Below are 21,741 nucleotides of genomic sequence, written 5' to 3'. Positions count from 1 at the left end.
TGCCTGCAGCTGAAGGCTGAACCATTCCATGCCGGGTCATGGCGTGCTGCTCCCGGTCACCGGGAGCCGTGTGGTGGTCCGCGCGGTTGCCTCCACCGTTCAAACAGCTCGATGACGATCATGCGGCCGCCGCAGCACGGGCACGGCGGTCGGAAGTCGTCCGGTTCGTCGGGGTCGCCGTCGTCGGGCGGCGCGGCAGGGGCGGTCGAGGATCGCCCTCACTGACCCTCCTGGGTAAGTTGGAAGATACTGGCCGTCCGAGTAGGACCAACGTTAGTTAGCTCACAGTACGTGAAAGAAGCAAAAGAACCCGGTTGCGGCGGAAGAAATTCCCCCTGATGCTTCCATGCGAGGCAGGTTTTGATCGTATCGAAAGATTTTTGTTCTCGGCGTTCATCGATGCGGCCATGGACAAATACGAGAGAAATTACATGCGCGGTTGCATTTAGAGATTGAGGATCTGCTTTCGCAGCCGTTGGCACTGCCAAGAGAAGAGCCAGAGCGATGATGAGCTTGGTGCGATTCATGTCGTCCTCCGTTTCATCCGGTGCTGCTGGGGTCGCTTGGAGGCGAAGGCCGAATGGGCTAAACTAGGAAGCGCGCCAGGAAGGTGAAATGTCCCGAACGGCCCCTGAAATTGACCTGAAATCTGCTGAAACGATCACGTTCCGCGGTTTCGTCTTCCTGACCAAAAGCAAAGAACTCCGAACCGTCGAAGGCAAAGCGGTCAATCTTCGCAGCCAGTCCGCCGAGGTGCTCTCCGTGCTCGCGGCGCGACCGGGCGAAATCGTGTCCAAGGATGCTCTGATGCAGGCGGTTTGGCCCGATACCTTCGTGACCGACGACAGCCTCACTCAATGCATTGCCGATATTCGCCGCGCGTTGGGGGACGACGCGCACGTGATGGTGGAAACCGTCCCAAAGAGAGGCTACCGACTGAACGCCGATCTATCGGACGCGGCGGACCCAAACGCCGCAGCCGGCACGGAACGTGCCAGGACCCGATTCTCGCAGCGCGGCTTCATTCTTGCTGCACTCGCTCTCCTTGCGGCAGCGATCGGCGCATACTACGGCGCGGAAGCCTGGCGAGCCGCTCCCGTTCGTTCGAGCGACATGCCCAGGATTGCGATCCTTCCCTTCGACGACATGAGTGCAGGTGCGGACAAGGGATATCTCAGCGATGCCGTTGCCGAGGGGATCATCACCGAGCTGGCGCGGAGCAAGACTTATGCCGTCATCGCCCGGAACTCGAGCTTCAGGTACCGCGGTAAGCCGATCGACGCCAGACAGATTGGAGATGAACTCGGCGTCGACTACCTGCTCGAAGGCAGCCAGCAGAAGATCGGAGACCGGCTGAAAGTGTCCGCCCAGTTGCTGAATGCGCATGACGGATCACATGTCTGGGCCAACTCCTACAACCGGGAGATTGGCGATCTTTTCGTCGTCCAGGAGGAAATCATCCGCACGCTTGCGGATCGGGTCGGAATAAGGATCGAGCGACCGTTGCCACAGAGCGATGCCGCGCAGGTCAGCGCGCTCCGCTATTACCTGATGGGGAGGGCCAAGATCGGAGAGGATATCTCAGCCGAGGGGAACGAGCTGTTAAGGCAGTTCAGCCTCAAGGCGATCGAAGAGGATCCGAACTCCCAGTTCGGCTATATCGGGCTGGCCTGGTACTATCGCAATGACGCGGTATTCGGGTGGCACGCGCAGGAACACAACCGGAACGAGGCGTTGAAACTCGCTGCCAAATACGCCGACAAGGCCATCCTGCTCGCTCCTGATGACGCAGAAGCGCATGAGGTCCGCGCCAGCATCCACACCGAAGCCGGAGAGGTCGAGCAGGCCCTTGCCCAGTACGATCAGGCGATCGCCTTGAACCCGAGCAACTCGCATATCCTCGTCATGAGTACGAACGTGCTGCTGTATGTTGGCCGCGCCGACGAAGCGATCGATCGGATCGAGCAGGCCAAAGGCATCGATCCCTTCCACCCTGACTGGTTTCACTGGCAGATGGGCTGGGCGCTCTGGGAAAAGAACGATTGTGGGGCGGCGCTGGCTGCGATGCGGAAAATGTCCAGGATCCCGAGCGGCGCACAGCGCATGCTTGCGGGGATCCACGCTTGTCTAGGAAACAAGCGAGAGGCAAAGGAAGCGCTTGCGGTTTTCCTCCAGAACACTCCCAGTGAATCCATCAGTAAAGAACGCAGGGAGTGGGACAAGATTTGGACCGCACCCGGAAGCCTCGACCGCTGGATCAAGCAGATGCGGTTCGCGGGGTTGCCGGAGTGACGGCCGACCGTATGCGGCCCAGCAGAAGTCATGGGCTGCAAACGACCCTTGAAGTGGGCCACGAGCGCTGGTGGCGCTCACGCTCAGGGCGACGATGCGTACCAAACACCTTCATTTCCTCAGTTTTATCTTGCGACTTGCCAGGCTGGCCGATGGCCAGCCTGATGGCCGCAGAGACGATCGCGGTAATGCCCCAGGCCCATCCGCGCTTCACACTCAAGGTCTTTCGTCGCTAGGAACCCTACAGGGAGGCGGAGGTGCTCGATAAGATTGTCACGCTCCTGCGCCGTGCCGGTATTCCGGACTGACCTTGGTCGTCTACTTGCCGCCTTTGTCTGAACCAATGACAGCTGCGTCCGCAATTACTATCCTGGCGACGCATGCCGCTGCGTCCGCTTTGGGGAATCAAAGAACGCGAGCCCGATGACCGACATTAGGCGCAAAGCAGCCATGCCGCCGTCACGTGTGAGACTCTGCTTCGGGTCACAAGCAGAACAGCAGCCCCCTACGGCTCGTCCCTCTCATCGCGCAAATTAGACACAACGCGGCGGTTCTGCGACCTGCAGGCGGTATCGGGGCACTCGCGGACGAGCCTGTCCTTGCCGTAGCCCTTGGCCCACATGCGGTTGCGGTCTATGCCGCCGGCGGCGAGGTAGTCCATCACCGCATCGGCGCGCTGCTGCGACAGCGCCATTTCACTTGCGCCGGGATCGTCGGCGAAACCCTGCAGCTTGAGCAGCCAGCGCGGATGCTTTGCTAGCCAGGCGATCTGGGTGTCGAGGGTGGCCTTGGCGACAGAATCGAGCGCGGCCGAACCTTGCGTGAAATAGGTGCGGCGGCCGACATTGAGGATAAAATCCTCCTCGCTGCCCGGCTGCACGTTCTGGAAGCCGGCAACCTCGGTGTTGGTGACGTCGGGCGTGGAAGGGGCCAGCGTGTTGCTGGTCGAGCAGGATGCGGCCAGCACCAGCAGGCCCGCGGCGAGCAGCCGGCGCGTGTTTTCAATCATGCGGTTCATGAGGCGCCAATCATTCGACAGTGGTGGAAGCGGGCGCCTGGTCGGCGATGTGCGGCAGGACCTGCACCGCGGTGCCGATCGGGCAGCGCTGGTAAAGGTCGATGATGTCTTCCGGGAACATGCGGATGCAGCCGCTGGAAGCGTCGGTGCCGATGCTCCATGGCTCCAGCGTGCCATGCAGGCGGTAGCCGGTGTCGGCGCCGTTGCGGTGCAGATAGAGCGCGCGCGGCCCGAGCGGATTGTTGGACGCGCCGCCTGCGACCATGGGCGGTAGGTCCGGCCTGCGCTTACGCATTTCGGGGGGCGGGACCCATTGCGGCCACAGCGCGCGGCGGTCGATCGTCGCGCGGCCGTACCATTTGAAGCCGTCCTTGCCGACGCCGACACCGTAGCGGATGGCGGTCTTGTTTTCCATGATGACGTAGAGGAAATGGTGGCGGGTATCGACCACGACGGTGCCGACCGGCTCGCTGCTGAAATACTTGACGATCTGGCGATGCCATCTCTTGTCGATCTTGGCGAAGTTGGTCTTGCGATAGACAAAATTGTTGTCGCTGGCGGTACCGGCGAAAAAGGATTTTGCCGCCGCGGCTTGAGCAATATTGCTGGTTGCACCCACCGCGACCAGCGCCAGGCCGCCGAGCACGACCCCCCTGCGTGATAAAACCATCGGCAATATTCCCCCTCATGCCAAAAGCCTGGCGGACCATAGTTGAGAATTACTTCGCCTCAAAGTGGAAAATGCTGCGTTGCTTCAGTCCGCCGTGTCCGGACATTCGGCAATTTGGCGGCGTGTGACCGAATTGTGACAATCTTGCCGAGGACGAACGTCTAGCCTAAACCCCATCCAGGATCTTAACCAAATTGGCGCACGGTTTCGGACCGGGCGTAGTTGCGACATTTGCCCTATCCGGACGTGTGAGCGATGCTGTGGGCATGATGCATGCTTTTTTTCGTTCGGTTGCTGCGATGATCGTGATGTCCGGCGTGGCAGGTTGCACCAGCATTTCCTACTACGCACAATCCCTGAAGGGTCACCTGGAGATCATGGCGGCGCGGCAGGATGTAGGAAAGCTGATCGACAATCCTTCGACCCCTGGGACATTGCGCGCTCGAATGGCATCGGCGAGCGCCATCCGACAGTTTGCGATAGATGAACTAGCGCTGCCGGACAACAATAGCTACCGCAGCTATGTTGACGTTGGTCGGGACGCGGTGACATGGGCCATCTTCGCAGCGCCGGAATTCTCGCTGACGCCACGAACATGGTGCTTTCCAGTGTTCGGATGCGTTCCGTACCGAGGATACTTCTCCAAAAGGTCTGCGATTGAAACCGCTGTCGAACTTCAGAGACAGGGCCTGGACGTCTATGTGACGGGCATCACTGCATATTCCACACTCGGCTGGTCAAGTGACCCGCTGCTAAGCACCATGCTCAGCCAAGATGAAGCGGGTCTTGCAGGGCTGGTGTTCCATGAGCTGGCCCACCAGCGCGTCTACGTACAGGACGATTCCGGGTTCAACGAGGCGTTCGCTACCGCTGTCGAAACAACCGGTGTAAGAAAATGGCTGCGCGCGAATGGGGATACTGCCGGTTTGCGCCGTTACGAAGCCGACCGGAGGCGCAGAGCTCAATTTCTTGCGCTGGTGTCGCAGACCCGAGACGAGCTAAGGCACGTCTATGACGACAGCGCTACCTCTGAGCAAAAGCGGGCCGCAAAGATAGCCACGATCGAACGGCTGCGGATGCGCTACCGAGAGATGCGCGACAGTCGCTGGCATGGATACCGGAGGTACGATGTCTGGTTCGATTCTCCGATCAACAACGCGAAGCTCGCCGCGACTTCCGTCTACGGCGATCGGGTGGCGACGTTTCTCCGCTTGTTCGATTTGTGTTCGGGCGACTATCCACGATTCTTCGCGTCGGTTCGATGGATAGGAGCGTTAGACAAATCTGACCGCGCCGAAGCGCTCAAGGCGGCAGATTCATGCGATTGATCCGGTCAAATCCGCAAGCCAGAAGCGGCGAATCGGTCGCTGAGGTACTCGGCAGCCGGAGCAGGTGATTGAATTGACCATTTGTCGGCCGATTTCCTAGGTACTTTGACGTCGGCGGGGCCGGAAGCCGCATGCCGGCCTACAGAAGCCAAAAGCGGACTTGCCTGAACTCCCTGCGGGATCTTGGACCACAATGATTGCCGGCGGGCCGTGGCGCCGCGCCCCTACGAGGCCGAAAACCTCACGCTCACGCCGCGCTGCCGAAAATAAGCCTGCATTAGCTTGCGGCCCGAACGGTTGTTCTGCGCCAGCCTGGTCGGATCGAACACCGCTTGTTCTATCCCCTCTCGCGCCAGCGCTGCTTTGAGCGCCGCGATATGTGCGTCGATGTCGGCATTGTTCACCCGGAGCGATGCATAGATGCTGTCGGTCGCCTCGGCCACGGTCGGCTCGCTCACGGGTGTACTCCTTTGGCTATTCGGGCGGCGGCTTAGCACAGATCAGCGGCTTCGCCGATACCGATAATACGGCTAGATGGGCGGCAACAGTGTCCCTTGGGGTCGGTTGTGAATCATGGGTTCCGCCTGAGTCGGAGATCGCAAGCCATGGCTGGGCGAACTTTCCGATCGCCTGGGCAATGCCGACTGGCTCGATGGTGCGTTCAGCGCCGGTGACCTTCTGATGGTGGCGGTGCTGCGCAGGTTGAACGGATCGGGTATACTAAACGAATATCCGAACCTCTCCGCTTATGTAGCCCGCGGCGAAGTGCGGCCAGCCTTCAAGCGTGCTTTCGATGCTTAATTGGCGGTTTTCACGCCGCATCGACCGGCTGATGACATTCTGGTTACTTGACCCTCTAGCTTTGGTTGCGGTCTACTTTCTCTTCATTGGCCAGATACTGGTGGACGAAGGCGATGGCCATGCTGCCCTCGCCGACCGCCGAGGCAACGCGTTTGACCGGGCTCAGGCGTACGTCGCCGCAGGCGAAGATGCCGGGCGCGCTGGTCTCGAGCAGGTAGGGGTCGCGGCCATGCGACCAGAGCCCGGCCTTCTTCACGTCGTCGCCGGTCAGCACATAACCGCGTGCATCGCGCGCTACGTCGGCCGGCAGCCACTCGGTCTCGGCGTTGGCGCCGATGAACACGAACAGCCCGCCGCATTCGTGCCGGCTCACCTCGTTGCCGGTCTTGTCGAGAATGTCGATCGCCGTCAGGTGCGTCTCGCCGTGCACGGCCTGGACTTCGGAGCGAAGCTGGACCTTTACGTTGGATTTCGCCCTGAGCTGCTCGATCAGATAGTGGGACATGCTGTCGGCAAGCGAGGGGCCGCGCACCAGCAGCGTCACGCTGCGCGCATGGCCGGAAAAATGCATCGCCGCCTGGCCGGCCGAATTGCCGGCGCCGATCAGGTAGACATCCTGCCCATGCGTGCTGCTCGCCTCGCTGCGCGCGGCGCCATAATAAACGCCTTTGCCGATCAACCGGTCGAACCCGTCGATGGCAAGACGGCGCCAGGCGACGCCGGTTGCCAGGATGAGGCTGCGGGCGCGCACGACATCGGTGCCGTCGAGCACCACCTCGTGCGTCGTCGGGTCGATGCCGGCGACCGAACGGGTGACCAGGATTTCGGCGCCGAGCCGCTTTGCCTGCTGCAGCGCGCGGCTGGCAAGCTCGTCGCCGGAAATGCCGCTTGGAAAGCCGAGATAGTTCTCGATGCGCGAGGATGTTCCCGCCTGCCCGCCGGGCGCCTCGCGTTCGACGACGATGGTGCGCAGCCCCTCGGAGGCGCCATAGACCGCAGCCGCAAGACCGGCCGGTCCGCCGCCGATGATCGCGACGTCGTACTCGGCGCCGCGCGGGCGCGTCTGCAGCCCGAGGCGAATGGCAAGATCGCGCACGGCGGGTGCTTCGATAATCTCCCCGTCCGCCAGCCGGGCAACGGGACCATCGAGAGCCGGCCTGCCGAGGGCAGACCAGAAAGCCTCGGCATCCGACGTGTCGGGCAACAGCCAGGTGAACGAAATCTGGTTGCGGGCCAGAAACCGGCGCAGTTCGCCGCACGCCGTGTCCCAGCGATGGCCGACCAATGTGACGCGCGGCCTCTGCGGCTCGGCAGTGACGCTTTGCAGCCCGCCCATCCGCTCGCGGGCAAGCGCGCTGACCTTTTGGGCCACGTCCTTTGAAACCGCGGCGATGGAATAATACTGCTGAACCTCGATGCGCATGACGCGGGAAGATTCGGCGGCGCGATAGCCACCGGGAAAACCCGAGCCAAGCGCAATCGGCACCTCGCCGAAGATCGTTCCCGGCAGACGCCAACCCAGCGTTCGCTCGATGCCGTCGAAGGTCTTTAGGACTTCGATCTTGCCGGCGAGAACCGCAAACAGCGCGGCCTCTCCACCCTCGTGAATCGCGAACTCTCCGGGGCTGAGGTGAAGATCGGCCGCTGTCCGCGCCAGCCGCTCCAGCTCTGCCGCCGGCAAACCCGAAAACAACGGGATCGCTCCCACTTCATCACTTGTCAGCATGGCCCCTCGCGGGAGCCAGTTAGCGTTGTTTTTTTGTCGTGATCAATAAAAAAGCGAGGCGGAGCCGCGTTTTGGCAGAGAGCGCAACCTCCCCGTTGTTGTACCGTTGTTGTGGGGGAGATCGGCAGCCTCGACGCCATGCCACGCATGCTCGTAGCTCGCTCAAGCCGGACGGCACGTGGATGATCGTCGAGCCGTTCGCGCACGATCATCTGCTGGAATACTGTCTTGAAACCGTGGAAAGAAGCCGGGGGCTTTCACTTGGGCTTGGTCCAGGCATTGCTCTCCGATCACTCCGCCAACGTTCCCTCGGGATAAGAAGCTGGCGTTGGGTGGTCCCACGGGGGCTCTGTCGCCAAGTTGTACGTCACGTGCGCACTTCACAAGCCACCCCGGCCATAGCGCCAATGCCAAGCATGCACTAACATTCCAGCTTGCCCCTTTGGGGCTGGCCAGTGATCTGTTCAAAGGGAAGTACCCATGACCAATCATTGCTGTGGACCGGGCTATGCTTCTCCAGCCGAGGCGATGACGGCACCTCGCGAAAAGCTGCTCTATACGATTGCCATCTACACCGGCACGGGCATTCAGAGGCCGGACTATCTGTGCACCATTGATGTCGACCCGGAGAGTTCGACCTACAGCCAGGTGATTTCGCGTTTGCAAATGCCGGGTATTGGCGATGAGCTTCATCACTCGGGCTGGAATGCCTGTTCGTCGTGCCACGGCGATGCGAGCATGGAGCGGAAATATCTGATCGTGCCAGGTGTGCGCTCGTCAAATCTGCATATTGTCGATTGCGGTACCGATCCGCGCAGCCCGACACTGTTCAAGGTGATAGACGGCGCTGAAATCAAAGCCAGGACTAACCTGTCGGCGCCACACACGGTGCATTGCCTCGGCTCGGACATCATCGTTTCCATGCTTGGTGACGCCCAGGGCAATGCCCCCGGCGGCTATTTGCAACTCAGCAAGGAGTTCGAGATTGTCGGCCGCTGGGAAAACTCCATGGGCAGTATCAAGTTTGGTTATGATTTCTGGTACCAGCCGCGACACAACGTAATGGTCAGCTCGGAATGGGCCGCGCCCAATACCTTCATGCCTGGCTTTGACCTGGAAGAGGTTGGTCATCTGAAATATGGCCGAGAAATCCATTTCTGGGATTTTGAAAAGAAGGAGCCAAAGCAAACATTCTATCTCGGTGAAGATGGCTTGATCCCACTGGAAGTGCGATTCCATCATAACCCCGACAGCAGTCACGGCTTTGTTGGCGCGGCCCTTTCTGCAAATATCATCCATTGGTGGAAGGACGCGGCGGGTGACTGGCAATGGGAAAAAATTGTCGATGTCGGCAATGAGCCGCATCCCGAATGGCCGATACCAATACCGGGCGTGATCTCGGTCATTCTGCTCAGCATGGACGATAGATACCTCTATCTGTGCAACTGGTTGCATGGCGACATTCGTCAGTACGACATCTCGGACCCGCACAACGCCAAGCTTACCGGACAAGTGTGGATGGGCGGACTTCTCGGACGTGCGCCTGAGGTCAATGGCGTGAAAGTGACTGGCGGGCCGCAGATGATACAGCTCAGCCTCGACGGCAAGCGCCTTTATGTGACGACCTCACTCTTCTCGACGTGGGATAATCAGTTCTATCCGGAAATCCGCACCAATGGCGGATGCATGCTGATGGTCAATTGCGATACGGAAAACGGCGGCATGGAAATCGATCCGCTATTCGTTGTTGATTTTGGTAAGGAACCAAATGGACCAAGCCGCTGCCACGAAACCCGTTATCCCGGGGGTGATTGCACGAGTGACATCTGGGTATGACCTGCTTCACCATCATTCTCGCCAATCAAGGCGGTGCGGCCTTTGACGTCGATCACCGCAAACCCCTCTTGCAAAGCTTGCGCGAGCAGGGCGTGGATCTGCCGTATGGGTGCAAGTATGGCGGCTGCATAACCTGTGCGGCCAAAATAATCAGCGGCAAAGTCGATCAAAAAGCGCAGCGGGCGCTGAACAACCGCCAGATCAACAATGGCTATATAATCCTCTGCGTCGCCCGCCCTATGAGCGACTGCACGCTGGAGGTCGGCGTTGAGAGCCACGACAAGCTCTATCGCAACCCCTTCCTTGACCCGCTGGCCGCTCATGAATTGAAAGCCGATATTGCGACCCCGTTGGAAGCAAAGAAATGACCCATATGAATCATGATGAGCCCTATTCGGAGGCTTATCTGCAAGACATTCTGAAATCGGTCAAAACCATCGCGATGGTTGGGGCCAGCCCCGATAAAACTAAATTTTCCTATGGGGTACTCAGGGTGCTGCACGAAATCGGCTACGACATGATCCCGGTCAACCCCAGTCCCGGTCTGGCTGAGATTCGAGGGCTTAAGGTGTACGCGTCACTAGCGGCCATCGACCGGCCTGTGGATATGGTTGAGGTTTTTCGCCGCTCCGAAGATCTGTTGGAAGTTGCACAGGAGGCCATCGCAATCAATGCCAAGGTTCTGTGGGGTCAGATTGGGGTGCGCGATGACGCTGCCGCCCAGTTGGCGGAGGAAGCGGGCTTGAAAGTTGTGATGAACCGCTGTCCCAAGATTGAGTTGTTCCGCCCCTTCTGGAAGCCAAAGCTGCACTTGGGAATATGACTGCAGGGGCGCAGAATTCGGGGTTGTCGCGGCAACCAACCTGTTCCCTCTGGAGTCTCAGACGTTGATTCTGCTAGCAGATTGAATTTTGCCCGAGGTACGATGCCAGATGATCGCTGAGATCACGCGCGTCGTCGCCAGCGCCGTCGATCAGAGCAGACTTGCGGCGGCGCAGAAACTGCGTCCCCATCAGGTACAGGCCCGGATGTTCCGCTACACCGCCGTCGTGACGGAGGTGGCCCTTGCGGTCGAGGACCGGCAGTTCCAGCCAGGAGTAGTCCGGCCGGTAGCCGGTGGCCCAGATGATCGTCCTGATAGCGCCTCCGGCAAGATCGAGGCCGAGCGGCGGGTTGTCCTCGACACGGGTCGGCGGCGGACGATCCGGCGGCCCGGCCGTAGCGTCCAGGCCGTTGGCGCGCGCCCATTCGTCGATGAGGTCGAGCAGCCGTGCCATCTTGAGATCGGAAAGCGCGCACATGTTGCGCAACGACCCCGCAAACTGGGCCTTGCCGTCTTCGGTGATGCCGGCAAGACGACCGATGAGCCCGACGCCGAGGTCGTCGAGCGCATTGAGGTCGAGGGTGATGCGGTTGGGCGTGCCGGCAAGCTGTAGCGAAGGAACCCGTCGCGCCCGCCTGATGTCGTCCACCTCGTCGTAACGCTGGTCGAGCACGCCGGCGGCGTCCATCCACCATTCCAGGTCCTTGCCGCGATAGACGCGGGGCGCCCGGATGTGCTCGCCCACCGACAGGGTCACTTGACGCCCCGAACGCTGCAGCTCCTGTGCGATCTGGGTGCCGCTCGACGACGCGCCCACCACCATCACGCCACCGTCGGCGACCTGACCCGGATTGCGGTAGGACTGTGCCGTCAGCATGGCGACCGACGGCGGCACGCGGCTGGCGACGTCGGGCAGGCGCGCGATGTTGCACGCGCCCGACGCCAGCACGACGGTCCGACACCGCCACTCGCCGCGGTCCGTGCGCACAAGATATCCCGCCCCGTCGCTGCGAACCGAGGTAACGGTCGTGTGGGTTCTGACCGGAGCCGAGATCGCCTTGGCATAGTTCCCGAGGAAGTCGATCACCTCAGGCATCGTCCGGTAGCCGTCGGGATCGTCGCCGTCATAGCGGAAGCCCGGCAGCCGGCTCTGCCAGTTCGGGGTGAGCAGCCGCAGTGAATCCCATCGCTCGGTGCGCCAGGTATGGGCGATCTCGCCGCGCTCCAGCAGCACATGGTCGATAGAGCGCTCTGCGAGGCAGCGGCTCATCGCGAGCCCCGCGTGCCCCGCGCCGACGATCACTGTGGTGACGGAACTAATCGCACCCTCTCATCAGGAGAGTCTACGGTTCGAAGCGCCTTTCAATTCACCACGACCGTGACGTTCGTCGGATTGGTGACAATGTCATAGACGGCCGACCGCTTCTGCGACTGAGCGACGATAGCCTCGATGTCCTCGCGCTTGGCGTCGGCGTCGATGTTGTATTTCACCGTGATGCCGCTGAAGCCGTTGCGCACGTCGCTGTCGATGCCGAGTATTCCGGCGAGATCCATGTCGCCTTCGATGGTCGCCTTCACCGACTTCAACTGGATGTTCCGGTTCTGGGCAACCGCGGCGATGCCGGCGGTCAGGCAACTCGCCAGTCCGACCAGCACGTATTCGACGGGCGTGGCGCCCTTGTCCTGGGAAGCGAAGACCTCCGGATGGTCTGCGTCGAATGTGAAGGTGGTCTTGCGATGCTGATCCTCGCCGAGACCGTAGAAGCTCTCGACCGACGAGTGGCTGTGGGTGCCATCCTTCCATTCGCAGGCCGCGCGCCACTTGAACTGCGCTGCCTCCGGGGCGTTGGTAAGCGCTTCGCGTGCGCCGAGCAGCGCCTCTACGTTAACGCCGTTGTTTGCCTGTACTTCGGAAGCCATAATTATTATCCTCCCTACCTTGCACTGGCTCAAAAACCCGACCGATCTCACTGACCTCCCGATCAGATTTCACCATGGCGCGGCATGCTATGGGTCGCGAAGCGTTTCTTCAAGTTGTTTCCGCAGCGGAATGTTCGCCCTCGTGTGCCGAGTTGTGCCTTTGCAGGCTCTGGCGCGACCACGACCTTCAGCGTGGTCAATTGCAGTGTCTGCTTCCGGGCGGAGGCAAAGTTCGCCTCTATGGCCGACATCAGGCGCAGAGCAGACGGTCGGGTTTCTAACCCGGAGCGACAAGAGCTGACCTTTGGTCGGCGCAAGTGTCGTCCTGACGTGACCCAATGCGGTCTTCCGTTGCGAGCGTTGCTGGGGCTGCGTTAAGTCGGTCGGAGGCCAATGGTATTTTCAATGGAACGCTAATATACATGGAAACCCCAACGAGCAGCGCCTGCCAGATACTTGAGGAATGCCATGCGAAGGCTCATCTTCACGGCGATGTGTATCGCCGCCGCAACAGCCGCTAACGCCCATGATTGGTACGAAGATAAGATTGACCCACAGACCAAATTCAAGTGCTGCGGCGGTTCAGATTGCCGCGCCATACCTCGGTCTTCGGTGCGGTCCAGGGTAGACGGCGGGTACACTTATTTGCCGCATAATTTCACCATCCCACGGGACCGTGTACAGGAATCCCCGGACGGGCAATACCATATCTGCGAAAATAAATATGTTGTAACCAACCAGCTGTATTGGCGTTGCTTCTTCGCACCTCGTGTCGATGTGTCTATACTTCTAAAGCATTAACCGCGCATCGCTTCCGCAACTTACATAAGCAAGATGCTAGTCCATTAATTCTGTTGGACTTTCTTCAAAATCGCCGAAGCTCAAGCGGTGCGCGACTGCCCCAGCGATTTCATTGGGTACGTCGCGGCTATCGAGAGCCTGCGCGCCCTGGGCGTAACTCCATGGGGCGCTGCCGCGGGTGACTTCTGGGCGCGCTCCGCAAATTCGGTGACAGTCCAGATTTTATCATGTCGGCGCGGCCGTGGTTGTGTAGATTGGCTGCGTGGCCCGCCTTGCCCGCATTGTTGTTCCAAGTCCACTCGCCACGTGACGCAAACGCGGTAACGGCTGGCGATTTCGACCACGATGGACAGCCAAGCGATAGGGGATAACTGGCGCGGGATCATCAGCACGGTTCATGCGGGAGCGGCATTCGCCGGATGAGATAGCTGCCGCTGCAGTCTCGAATTTGACGCATCAGCACTTGCAAATCGTCAGCCGAGGTCTTTTGCTCGCGCGATAGTTGCCCTTGACCGTTGAATGGTTGGCGAACAGATGAACAAAATCGATCGACGGCGGCCAGAGTCAGAAACGGACGCCACCGTAAATGCCGCAAGACTTGGAACTCGGCTGCGCCTCGCCCGCCAGACACGCGGCATGACGCTGAAGACGCTGGCCGCGGCTGCGAATTGCTCGGAAAGCCTGCTGTCCAAGATCGAGAACGGCAAGGCTTCGCCGTCCCTGCCCATGCTTCACCGTCTGGTCGAGGTTCTCGACACCAATATCGGCTGGATGTTCGAGCAAGTCGACGACGACGAGGCGATCGTATTCCGGGCGGGCGCAAGGCCTTTGATCGCGCTCGACGCGCTACGGCGTGGCGAAGGAATTTCGCTCGAACGCATCATCCCGTATTCGCCTGGCCACCTCTTACAATGCAACATCCATCACATCGAGGCAGAGGGCTCGAGCGAAGGTCCGATCCAGCATGCCGGTGAGGAAGTCGGCTACGTGCTCGCCGGGCGGATCGAACTGATCGTCGACGGCAAGAGCCATGCTCTCGCCACGGGTGATGCCTTCGTGTTCAGGTCGGAGCTGCCGCATCATTACCGCAACATCGGCGAGGAACGCGCTAGCATTTTCTGGGTCAACACGCCGGCGACTTTCTGAGCAACGCTCTGCGTTCATTTGGATTGACAAATATTCAAGTCTCTTGAATGCTTGCCTCGTGCCTGTAGCACCAACGGGACCAGCCGAGGTCTGGTCCGCAAGCAAGGGGAACCGAAATGCGTCTGTTCAAACTTCTCGCCGGCTGTGCCGCCGCCATTGCCATGGGCTCGGCAGCCATGGGATCGGCGCTTGCCGATACGTTCGCTCTCGTCAACATCAACCAGCAGGCCCTGTTCTTCAACCAGATCAACGAGGGCGCGCAAAAGGCAGCCGACGCCGCTGGCGCCAAGCTGGTCATTTTCAACGCCAACAATGTGCCGAGCGCGCAGAACGACGCGATCGAGAACTACATCACGCAGAAAGTCGACGGCATCATTCTGGTCGCCATCGACGTCAACGGCGTCAAGCCTGCGATCACTGCAGCCAAGACGGCCGGCATTCCCGTCATAGCCATCGACGCGCAGATCCCCGACGGCGACAATATTTCGTTCATCGGCGTCGACAACACCAAGGCCGGCGAGGACATCGGCAAATTCTACGCCGACTATGTGAAAACCGATATGGCCGGCAAGGCCAAGATCGGTATCGTCGGCGCACTCAATTCATTCATCCAGAACCAGCGCCTCGACGGCTTCAAGAAGGCGGTGACCGAAAGCGGCCAGGCCGTCACCTTCCTCGACACAGTCGACGGCCAGAACGTTCAGGAGACCGCGTTGAGCGCTTCGGAAAACCTGATGACCGCCAATCCGGACATGAACTCGCTCTATGCAACCGGCGAACCGGCCTTGCTCGGCGCCGTTTCGGCGGTGACCAGCCAGGGCCGCACCGGCGACGTCAAGGTGTTCGGCTGGGATCTGACCAAGCAGGCCGTTCAGGGCATCGACGACGGCTGGGTGGTGGCGGTCGTGCAGCAGGATCCGGCCGGCGAAGGCAAGGCCGCGGTCGAAGCGCTGGGCAAGATCAAGAAGGGCGAGAAAATCGACCCGATCATCAATATCCCGGTGACGATCGTGACCAAGAAGAATGTCGACCAATATCGCGCGATGTTCAAGTAAACTGCGTCGGCGACCGAGCCGCGGCGCCGCCCGAGGCTGCGCCGCGGATCCCTTGCAATCGCGTGGAATTCCAGATGAGCAGTGGCCAGACCTATCGGGTGCGGATGAGCGGCATCTCAAAGCGCTACAACGCCATCCAGACGCTCGATGACGTGTCGCTGACGCTGAAGCCGGGCGAGGTGCTGGGGCTGGTCGGCGACAATGGCGCCGGCAAGTCGACATTGAGCAAGGTGCTGTCGGGGGCAGTGGTTCCCGACGCCGGCACCATCGAAATCGACGGCAAGCCGGTGATCTTCAGCTCGCCGGCGGACGCACGTGCGGCGCGCGTCGAGATGGTCTACCAGGACCTGTCGCTGTGCGACACGGTCGATGTCGCCGGCAATCTGTTTCTCGGCCGCGAGCCGCGCCGCCGCATCGCAGGCATTTCCTTTCTCGACAAGAAGCGCATGCATGACGAGACGCGCCAGATGCTCGATCGGCTCGGCATCGTCATTGCCGACACGCGGCTCAAGGTCGAAAACCTCTCCGGCGGGCAGCGCCAGTCGATCGCGATCGGCCGCGCCGCCTCGTTCGAGCCGGCCGTGCTGATCATGGACGAGCCGACGGCAGCGCTTGCCGTGGCCGAAGTCGAGGCGGTGCTCGAACTGATCCGCGCGGTCAGTGCGCGCGGTGTCAGCGTCATTCTGATCACCCACCGGCTGCAGGATCTCTTCCTCGTCTGCGATCGCATTCAGGTCATGTATGAAGGGCGCAATGTCGCCGAGCGGCTGATCGGCGACACTAATATCGAAGACGTGGTCAATCTGATCGTCGGCCGCAAGTTCAATGCGCGTTCCGCCACCAATGGCTATCGCGGTGGAGCGCCGGCATGAGCGACGCGATCCACACCGCCCAGCCCTCACGAGTACGCAGGGGCACCTGGCGCGATGCGCTGCTCGCCAATGGCAGCGTCGTCTCGATCGCGCTGTTCTTTCTGGTCGTCTGCATCATCTTCTCGGTTGCGACCGACGCGTTTCTGACATCGCCCAATCTGTTGAACATCCTGCGGCAGTCGGCGCCGCTGCTGATCGTCGCCGCGGCAATGACTTTCGTCATCACCACTGGCGGCATCGATCTTTCGGTCGGCTCCGTGCTGGCGCTGGTGGCGACGCTGTCGGCGACGCTTTTGCAGTTTGGCCTGCCGTGGCCAGTCGTTATCCTCGCCATGTTGGCGCTCGGTGCCCTGCTTGGGGCGGTACAGGGCTATTTCATTGCCTATGAGGGCATCCCGTCCTTCATCGTCACGCTTGCCGGGCTTTCGGTGATCCGTGGCGTGGCGCTGCTGATCACCGGCGGCTATTCCATCCCCATCGAGCCCGGAAGCGCTTTCACCGTGCTGGGCCGCGCCTGGTTCCTTGGCGTGCCGGTGCCGGCGCTGATCGCGCTGGCGATCCTGGCCATCGCGTATCTCGCCTTCAACGAGACGCCATTCGGCCGCTATGTCACCGGTATCGGCGCCAATGCCGAGGCGGTGCGGCGCGCCGGCGTCAACACGCGGCAGACGACGCTCTTCGTGTATGTGATTTCCGCCATCGCGGCAGCCCTTGCCGGGATCATTATTGCTGCCCGGCTTGGATCGGGATCTTCGAATGCCGGCCAGGGTTTCGAGCTGGAAGTCATCGCCGCCGTCGTGCTCGGCGGCACCAGCCTGTTCGGCGGCCGCGGAACGATCATCGGCACGGTGCTCGGCGCGCTGACGGTGGCCGTCATCGGCAACGGCCTGATCCTGGCGCATCTGTCGCCTTTCCTGACGCCGATCGTCACCGGAACGATCATCCTGATCGCCATCTGGCTGAACTTCCGCCTGTTTCGCGGCGCCGTGCGGAGCCGTTGAGCCGATGAGCGATCTGTTCGATGACGCGGTGCCCAGGCGGCGGCTGCCAATCGGGGTCGAAACCGGCCATGTGATGACCGTGCTCGGCCCGGTTCCGGTCGAGGAGATGGGCATTACGCTAATGCACGAGCACATCTTGCTCGATGGGGCGCGCAGCTGGAAATGCCCCTGCCATCCCGATGACATGGCGATCGCCGAGCAGCCGGTGAACATCGAGATCATCGGCGAGTTGCGCATGAACCCATACGTCAACCGCGACAACGTCTCGCTCGACGACGCCGACCTGGCGTTGTCTGAGCTGCAGCGCTATCGCGCGTTGGGCGGCCACACCGTCGTCGATGCCACCAATATCGGCATCGGCCGCGCCCCCGAAAAGCTCGCTCGCATCAGCCGCATGTCCGGCCTGAAGATCGTCATGGGCACCGGCTTCTATCTCGAGCACACCCATCCCGAATGGCTGAAGGCGATGGATGTGGACGCCGTGACCGAGTTCATCGTCAACGATGTCGGCGGCGGCGAGACGCAGCCGCCGATCATGGCCGGGCTGATCGGCGAAGTCGGCGTCAGCAAGGATTTCACCGCCGAGGAACGCAAGTCGCTGCGAGCTTCGGCGCGCGCCTCGCGCATCACCGGCGTGCCGCTGTCGATCCATCTGCCTGGCTGGGAGCGGCTGGCGCACGAGGTGCTCGATATCGTCGAGGCCGAAGGCGCCGATCTTCGCCACACCGTGCTCTGCCACATGAACCCGAGCCACGACGATCCCGACTACCAGAAAAGCCTCGCCCGGCGCGGCGCGTTCCTCGAATACGACATGATCGGCATGGACTATTATTACGCCGACCAGGACGCGCAATCGCCCTCCGACGAGGAGAATGCACGCGCCATCGCCGCCCTTGTCGAGGCGGGCTTCGGCGACCGCCTGCTGTTGTCGCAGGATGTGTTCCTCAAGATCATGCTGACGCGCTTCGGCGGCTTCGGCTATGGCTATATCCTGAAGCATTTCATACCGCGCCTAAAACGCCACGGCGTCGAGCAGCCGGCCATCGACCGCATGCTGATCGCCAATCCGAAAAGCGTATTCGCGCGGCTCTAAGCGGCCTGGAATTACACTGGAGTTCAAATGTCCAAGAAGAAGATCCTGCTTGCCGGCGAATCCTGGGTGTCGACCGCGACCCATATCAAGGGTTTCGACCAGTTTCCGACCGTTACCTACCACACCGGCGCAGACGAGTTGCTGGGCGCGCTGAAGGCGACCGACTTCGACGTCACGTTCATGCCGGCGCATGAGGCGCAGCGCGGCTTTCCACAGACCATGGAGGCGCTGTCGGCCTATGACGCGGTCGTGCTCTCCGACATCGGCGCCAACACGCTGCTGCTGCATCCCGACACCTGGATCCACTCCAAGCCGACGCCGAACCGCCTGCGCCTGCTCCGCGATTACGTCAGCGGCGGCGGCGGTCTATTGATGTTCGGCGGTTACTACAGCTTCCAGGGCATCAACGGCGGCGCGCGCTACCGCAAGACCCCGGTCGAGGACGTGCTGCCGGTGAATTGCCTGGCCTACGACGACCGCGTCGAGGTTCCCGAAGGTTTTGCGCCCGTGCCGAAACCAGGGTCGAGCCATCCCATCCTCAGGGGCCTCGGCTCGGACTGGCCGATCCTGCTCGGTTTTAACGAGGTGACGCTGAAGGACGGGGCCGAGGTCCTGGCCAGCGTGTCGTCGGATTATGGCTCGCTGCCGCTGCTTGTCACCGGCCGTTACGGCAAGGGCCGCACTGTGGCCTGGACATCCGATGTCGGGCCGCATTGGCTGCCGCCGCAATTCATCGCCTGGCCAGGCTACAAGACCCTGTTCGAACAGATGCTGGGCTGGGCGACCGGTGAGAGCTGAGCCATGCATGTCCACGTCGTCGGCAATACCTGCCTCGATATCTTGTTTCGCGTCGGCCGCTTCCCTGCTCCGGGCGAGACCTTGAATGCCGTGAGCTATGCCGACGGGCTCGGCGGCAAGGGCGCCAACCAGGCGGTCGCAGCAGCACGGACTGGTGCAGAGGTGACGTTCTGGACGGCGCTCGGCAAGGACCCCGCTGGCGCATGGATCAGGAGCCGCCTCGACAGCGAGCTGTCAGACCTTGAGGTGAGCGAATTCGAGCTGCCGAGCGACCGCTCGACCATCGTCGTCGATAAAGGCGGAGAGAATTTCATCGTCAGCGGCGTCGCCTGCAGCGAGACCTTCGATCCGGTGACGCAGACAGCACTTGTCCGCTGGATCGCCCCCGGCGACATCCTCGCCTGCCAGGGAAATTTGCGAACTGCCGTGACCAATGCCTGCCTCAGAGCAGCAAAGGAAAACGGTGCGCGCACCGTTCTCAACGCCAGCCCGATCGACACGGCCTCGCTGCCCGATCTCGGCCTGGCGGAGGTTCTGGTGGTCAACCAATCCGAAGCGCAAATCTTGACCGGCCGGGATGACATGACAGCAGCCGCTGGCGCGCTGGTGGCCAAAGGCGCAGGCACCGTCGTCATCACGCTCGGTGCCGCAGGCTGTATCGTGCTTGGCACGGACCTGACGGAACTGCTTCGCTTGCCCGCGCCGCGAGTCGAAGCGCTCGACACCAGCGGCGCGGGCGATGTGTTCTGCGGCTGTCTGGCCGGTGGGCTTGCCCGGGGCATGCCGGTCATCTCGGCGCTGAAGCTGGCGCTCGCCGCCGCCGCAATCGCCGTGACACGGCCGGGCACGCTGGCATCCTGTCCTTCCGCCTCCGAGATGGCGGCGCTCATCGATCAAATGGAGCTCTCATGACCCAGCTCGGCCAATCTGGCGGCGGCGCGCTCGTGGACCTTTTCGGCCGCACAAAGGTGGTGATCGGCGTCGTTCATCTGGCGCCGCTGCCCGGCGCGCCGCGCTATGACGGCGAGGCTATCGAGGCGATCTACCAGCGCGGGCTCGACGACGCCAAGGCCTATCTCGACGGCGGCTGCGACGGCGTTATCGTCGAGAACCATGGCGACATCCCCTTCGCCAAGCCCGATGATATCGGCCCGGAGACGGCGGCCTACATGGCGGTGGTTTCCGACCGCATCCGCCGCGAACTCGGCAGGCCGATCGGCATCAATGTGCTGGCCAATGCCGCGATTCCGGCCTTGGCGATCGCCAGCGCAGCCGGCGCCGGCTTCGTCCGAGTCAATCAATGGGCAAATGCCTACGTCGCCAATGAGGGCTTTGTCGAAGGCGAATCGGGCCGCGCGGCACGCTACCGCGCCAGGCTGCGCGCCAACGGCATCCGCATTTTCGCCGATGCCCATGTCAAGCACGGCGCACACGCCATCGTCGCCGACCGCCCGGTGGAGGAACTGGTCAAGGACCTGGTCTTCTTCGACGCCGACGCCATCATCGCCACTGGCCAGCGCACCGGCCACGCCGCGGATTTGGGTTACATAAGTAAGATCAAGCAGGCCGCCGGCCTGCCGACGCTGGTCGGGAGCGGTGTCACGCCGGACAATGCCAAGGATATCCTCGCCATCGTCGACGGGGTCATCATCGCCAGCGCGCTGAAGCACGACGGCGTCTGGTGGAACCAAGTCGACTCTGCTCGAGTAAAGGCTTTCATGGGTGGTCTGAAGCGATAACTGGACTACCCTACCGAGGGGCTTGGGGTCCGCTTGATCAGAGACGACGGACGGGCCCAGGATACTGGGCGACCAGATCGTCGACGGTCAGCAAAGTAATGCCTTCCACAATCGATTGAGCAATCAGGATCCGATCGAATGGGTCCTTGTGGATGGGTGGAAGCCCCTCCACTGCAACGGCATGCTCCCCGGTGATTGGCAGCTCAGGATAGCCATTGTCCATCAGACCCCGACGTGAAGTCAGGGCGCCCCAGACCACGTTTAAAGGCAATCTCCCAGAGACTTGCGGCGCTGAACGTCAAGTGGTTATCGGCATTCTCGATCTCAGCGAGGGCTGGGCGGGAGCTTTTCGGGCTCGCCCGCCGCCCAGAGCAGAAGATGGGTATCGAGAAGAAGTTTCGTGCATGGCCGCCAACAGCTTCTCGATTTCGTCATCGGCCATGCGATCAAAATCGTGCGGAACTGAAAACTGCCCGGCCATAAACCCCACCCGACGCATTTCGCCGGCCGCAGGTGCGGCTATGGCAACGACCTTGACCATCGGCTTGCCGGATTTGGCGATAATGAAGGATTCGCCTTTGGCCGCCCTGTCGACAAGACGAGACAGACGCGTCTTGGCCTCGTGGATATTGACTGCGCATTGCGGGCCTCTGACTTAGTCCATGCAACTTAGTCTACACGGGCCCGGCCGGATGCGGGGGGGGGGGTTTGGTGACGCCCCCGGGGCCCCGGGCAAAAAAACCGCGGGGGGGTGGTTTGTTATGGTAAGTTTTTTTGGGGTAGGGTGAACCGGGTGGTGGGGGGCCGGGTTGTGGGGCGCGG

20 protein-coding genes and 4 pseudogenes are annotated in these 21,741 nt (G+C 61.5%); 14 read left to right on the top strand and 10 right to left on the bottom strand.

Going from position 1 to position 21,741, the window contains the following annotated elements; all coding sequences use genetic code 11:
* Positions 1-36: 36 nt before the first annotated feature.
* A pseudogene (locus NKI67_RS33870) lies at positions 37-197 on the bottom strand (IS91 family transposase); the annotation flags it as partial.
* Between the two features lie 21 nt (positions 198-218).
* A complete protein-coding gene (locus tag NKI67_RS14810) occupies positions 219-527 on the bottom strand; it encodes a hypothetical protein (protein ID WP_352645698.1) in 309 nt (102 codons plus the stop codon).
* An 88-nt stretch (positions 528-615) separates the two neighbouring features.
* Here NKI67_RS14810 and NKI67_RS14805 point away from each other — a divergent pair, with 88 nt between their 5' ends.
* Positions 616-2,292 carry a winged helix-turn-helix domain-containing tetratricopeptide repeat protein gene (locus NKI67_RS14805; protein WP_352645696.1) on the top strand — a complete coding sequence of 559 codons (1,677 nt, stop codon included), beginning with the start codon at positions 616-618 and terminating at the stop codon, positions 2,290-2,292.
* A 505-nt stretch (positions 2,293-2,797) separates the two neighbouring features.
* Here the strand turns inward: NKI67_RS14805 and NKI67_RS14800 are convergent.
* Both NKI67_RS14800 and NKI67_RS14795 read right to left on the bottom strand, forming a co-directional pair.
* On the bottom strand, positions 2,798-3,310 hold the full coding sequence (locus tag NKI67_RS14800) for an OmpA family protein (protein WP_023679243.1): 513 nt from the start codon (positions 3,308-3,310) through the stop codon (positions 2,798-2,800).
* Between the two features lie 10 nt (positions 3,311-3,320).
* Positions 3,321-3,980 (bottom strand): L,D-transpeptidase, encoded by a 660-nt coding sequence (locus NKI67_RS14795; RefSeq protein WP_352595026.1) that lies wholly within the window; start codon positions 3,978-3,980, stop codon positions 3,321-3,323.
* A gap of 266 nt (positions 3,981-4,246) precedes the next feature.
* On the opposite strand from NKI67_RS14795, the gene NKI67_RS14790 reads away from it, so the two are divergent.
* Complete coding sequence (locus NKI67_RS14790; protein ID WP_352645694.1) at positions 4,247-5,308, top strand: aminopeptidase; 1,062 nt, start codon at positions 4,247-4,249, stop codon at positions 5,306-5,308.
* Between the two features lie 224 nt (positions 5,309-5,532).
* Here NKI67_RS14790 and NKI67_RS14785 read toward each other — a convergent pair whose 3' ends face one another.
* Positions 5,533-5,766, bottom strand: a complete 234-nt coding sequence (locus NKI67_RS14785) for a hypothetical protein (protein WP_023679240.1) — start codon at positions 5,764-5,766, stop codon at positions 5,533-5,535.
* Positions 5,767-5,917: 151 nt separating this feature from the next.
* Here NKI67_RS14785 and NKI67_RS14780 point away from each other — a divergent pair.
* Positions 5,918-6,109, top strand: a pseudogene (locus NKI67_RS14780) (glutathione S-transferase family protein); the annotation flags it as partial.
* A gap of 55 nt (positions 6,110-6,164) precedes the next feature.
* Here the strand turns inward: NKI67_RS14780 and NKI67_RS14775 are convergent.
* Positions 6,165-7,835: an FAD-dependent oxidoreductase gene (locus NKI67_RS14775; protein WP_352449192.1), complete on the bottom strand. Its 1,671-nt coding sequence runs from the start codon at positions 7,833-7,835 to the stop codon at positions 6,165-6,167.
* Positions 7,836-8,315: 480 nt separating this feature from the next.
* Between NKI67_RS14775 and NKI67_RS14770 the strand changes: the two genes are divergently transcribed.
* The 3 genes from NKI67_RS14770 to NKI67_RS14760 are packed head-to-tail and all read left to right on the top strand — an operon-like array spanning position 8,316 to position 10,494.
* Positions 8,316-9,671, top strand: a complete 1,356-nt coding sequence (locus tag NKI67_RS14770) for a selenium-binding family protein (RefSeq protein ID WP_352645692.1) — start codon at positions 8,316-8,318, stop codon at positions 9,669-9,671.
* Positions 9,668-10,039 (top strand): 2Fe-2S iron-sulfur cluster-binding protein, encoded by a 372-nt coding sequence (locus tag NKI67_RS14765; RefSeq protein ID WP_352449195.1) that lies wholly within the window; start codon positions 9,668-9,670, stop codon positions 10,037-10,039. Before NKI67_RS14770 ends, NKI67_RS14765 begins: the two co-directional genes overlap by 4 nt.
* Before the next feature lie 5 nt (positions 10,040-10,044).
* Positions 10,045-10,494 carry a CoA-binding protein gene (locus NKI67_RS14760; RefSeq protein WP_352645845.1) on the top strand — a complete coding sequence of 150 codons (450 nt, stop codon included), beginning with the start codon at positions 10,045-10,047 and terminating at the stop codon, positions 10,492-10,494.
* A 73-nt stretch (positions 10,495-10,567) separates the two neighbouring features.
* On the opposite strand, the gene NKI67_RS14755 is transcribed toward NKI67_RS14760, so the two are convergent.
* Both NKI67_RS14755 and NKI67_RS14750 read right to left on the bottom strand, forming a co-directional pair.
* Complete coding sequence (locus tag NKI67_RS14755; protein WP_352645690.1) at positions 10,568-11,797, bottom strand: NAD(P)-binding domain-containing protein; 1,230 nt, start codon at positions 11,795-11,797, stop codon at positions 10,568-10,570.
* Positions 11,798-11,856: 59 nt separating this feature from the next.
* On the bottom strand, positions 11,857-12,414 hold the full coding sequence (locus NKI67_RS14750) for an OsmC family protein (protein ID WP_023679231.1): 558 nt from the start codon (positions 12,412-12,414) through the stop codon (positions 11,857-11,859).
* A 1,335-nt stretch (positions 12,415-13,749) separates the two neighbouring features.
* Here NKI67_RS14750 and NKI67_RS14745 point away from each other — a divergent pair.
* The 8 genes from NKI67_RS14745 (at position 13,750) to NKI67_RS14710 (ending at position 20,919) form a co-directional block, all read left to right on the top strand.
* Positions 13,750-14,361, top strand: coding sequence for a cupin domain-containing protein (locus tag NKI67_RS14745; protein ID WP_023679230.1), 612 nt, complete (start codon positions 13,750-13,752; stop codon positions 14,359-14,361).
* Between the two features lie 116 nt (positions 14,362-14,477).
* Positions 14,478-15,416, top strand: a complete 939-nt coding sequence (locus NKI67_RS14740; protein WP_023679229.1) for an ABC transporter substrate-binding protein — start codon at positions 14,478-14,480, stop codon at positions 15,414-15,416.
* A gap of 74 nt (positions 15,417-15,490) precedes the next feature.
* On the top strand, positions 15,491-16,288 hold the full coding sequence (locus NKI67_RS14735) for an ATP-binding cassette domain-containing protein (protein ID WP_352449199.1): 798 nt from the start codon (positions 15,491-15,493) through the stop codon (positions 16,286-16,288).
* Positions 16,285-17,289 carry an ABC transporter permease gene (locus NKI67_RS14730; protein ID WP_023679227.1) on the top strand — a complete coding sequence of 335 codons (1,005 nt, stop codon included), beginning with the start codon at positions 16,285-16,287 and terminating at the stop codon, positions 17,287-17,289. The genes NKI67_RS14735 and NKI67_RS14730 overlap by 4 nt, the downstream gene beginning before the upstream one ends.
* 4 nt (positions 17,290-17,293) lie before the next feature.
* On the top strand, positions 17,294-18,382 hold the full coding sequence (locus NKI67_RS14725) for a phosphotriesterase family protein (protein ID WP_023679226.1): 1,089 nt from the start codon (positions 17,294-17,296) through the stop codon (positions 18,380-18,382).
* Positions 18,383-18,409: 27 nt separating this feature from the next.
* Positions 18,410-19,180: a glutamine amidotransferase gene (locus NKI67_RS14720; RefSeq protein ID WP_352645687.1), complete on the top strand. Its 771-nt coding sequence runs from the start codon at positions 18,410-18,412 to the stop codon at positions 19,178-19,180.
* A 3-nt stretch (positions 19,181-19,183) separates the two neighbouring features.
* Positions 19,184-20,092: a ribokinase gene (locus NKI67_RS14715; protein WP_352645685.1), complete on the top strand. Its 909-nt coding sequence runs from the start codon at positions 19,184-19,186 to the stop codon at positions 20,090-20,092.
* Positions 20,089-20,919: a BtpA/SgcQ family protein gene (locus tag NKI67_RS14710; protein ID WP_352645683.1), complete on the top strand. Its 831-nt coding sequence runs from the start codon at positions 20,089-20,091 to the stop codon at positions 20,917-20,919. The genes NKI67_RS14715 and NKI67_RS14710 overlap by 4 nt, the downstream gene beginning before the upstream one ends.
* Before the next feature lie 37 nt (positions 20,920-20,956).
* On the opposite strand, the pseudogene NKI67_RS33865 reads toward NKI67_RS14710, so the two are convergent.
* Positions 20,957-21,354 (bottom strand): annotated as a pseudogene (locus NKI67_RS33865) (type II toxin-antitoxin system VapC family toxin).
* Positions 21,326-21,547 (bottom strand): annotated as a pseudogene (locus NKI67_RS14700) (type II toxin-antitoxin system Phd/YefM family antitoxin); the annotation flags it as partial. The pseudogenes NKI67_RS33865 and NKI67_RS14700, both read right to left, overlap by 29 nt.
* Positions 21,548-21,741: the final 194 nt, after the last annotated feature.

It is taken from the genome of Mesorhizobium sp. M0408, from assembly GCF_040321495.1.
Lineage (GTDB): Bacteria > Pseudomonadota > Alphaproteobacteria > Rhizobiales > Rhizobiaceae > Mesorhizobium.
The sequence above is the reverse complement of the archived record's forward strand: the minus strand, read 5'-3'. Positions and strand labels throughout refer to the sequence as shown.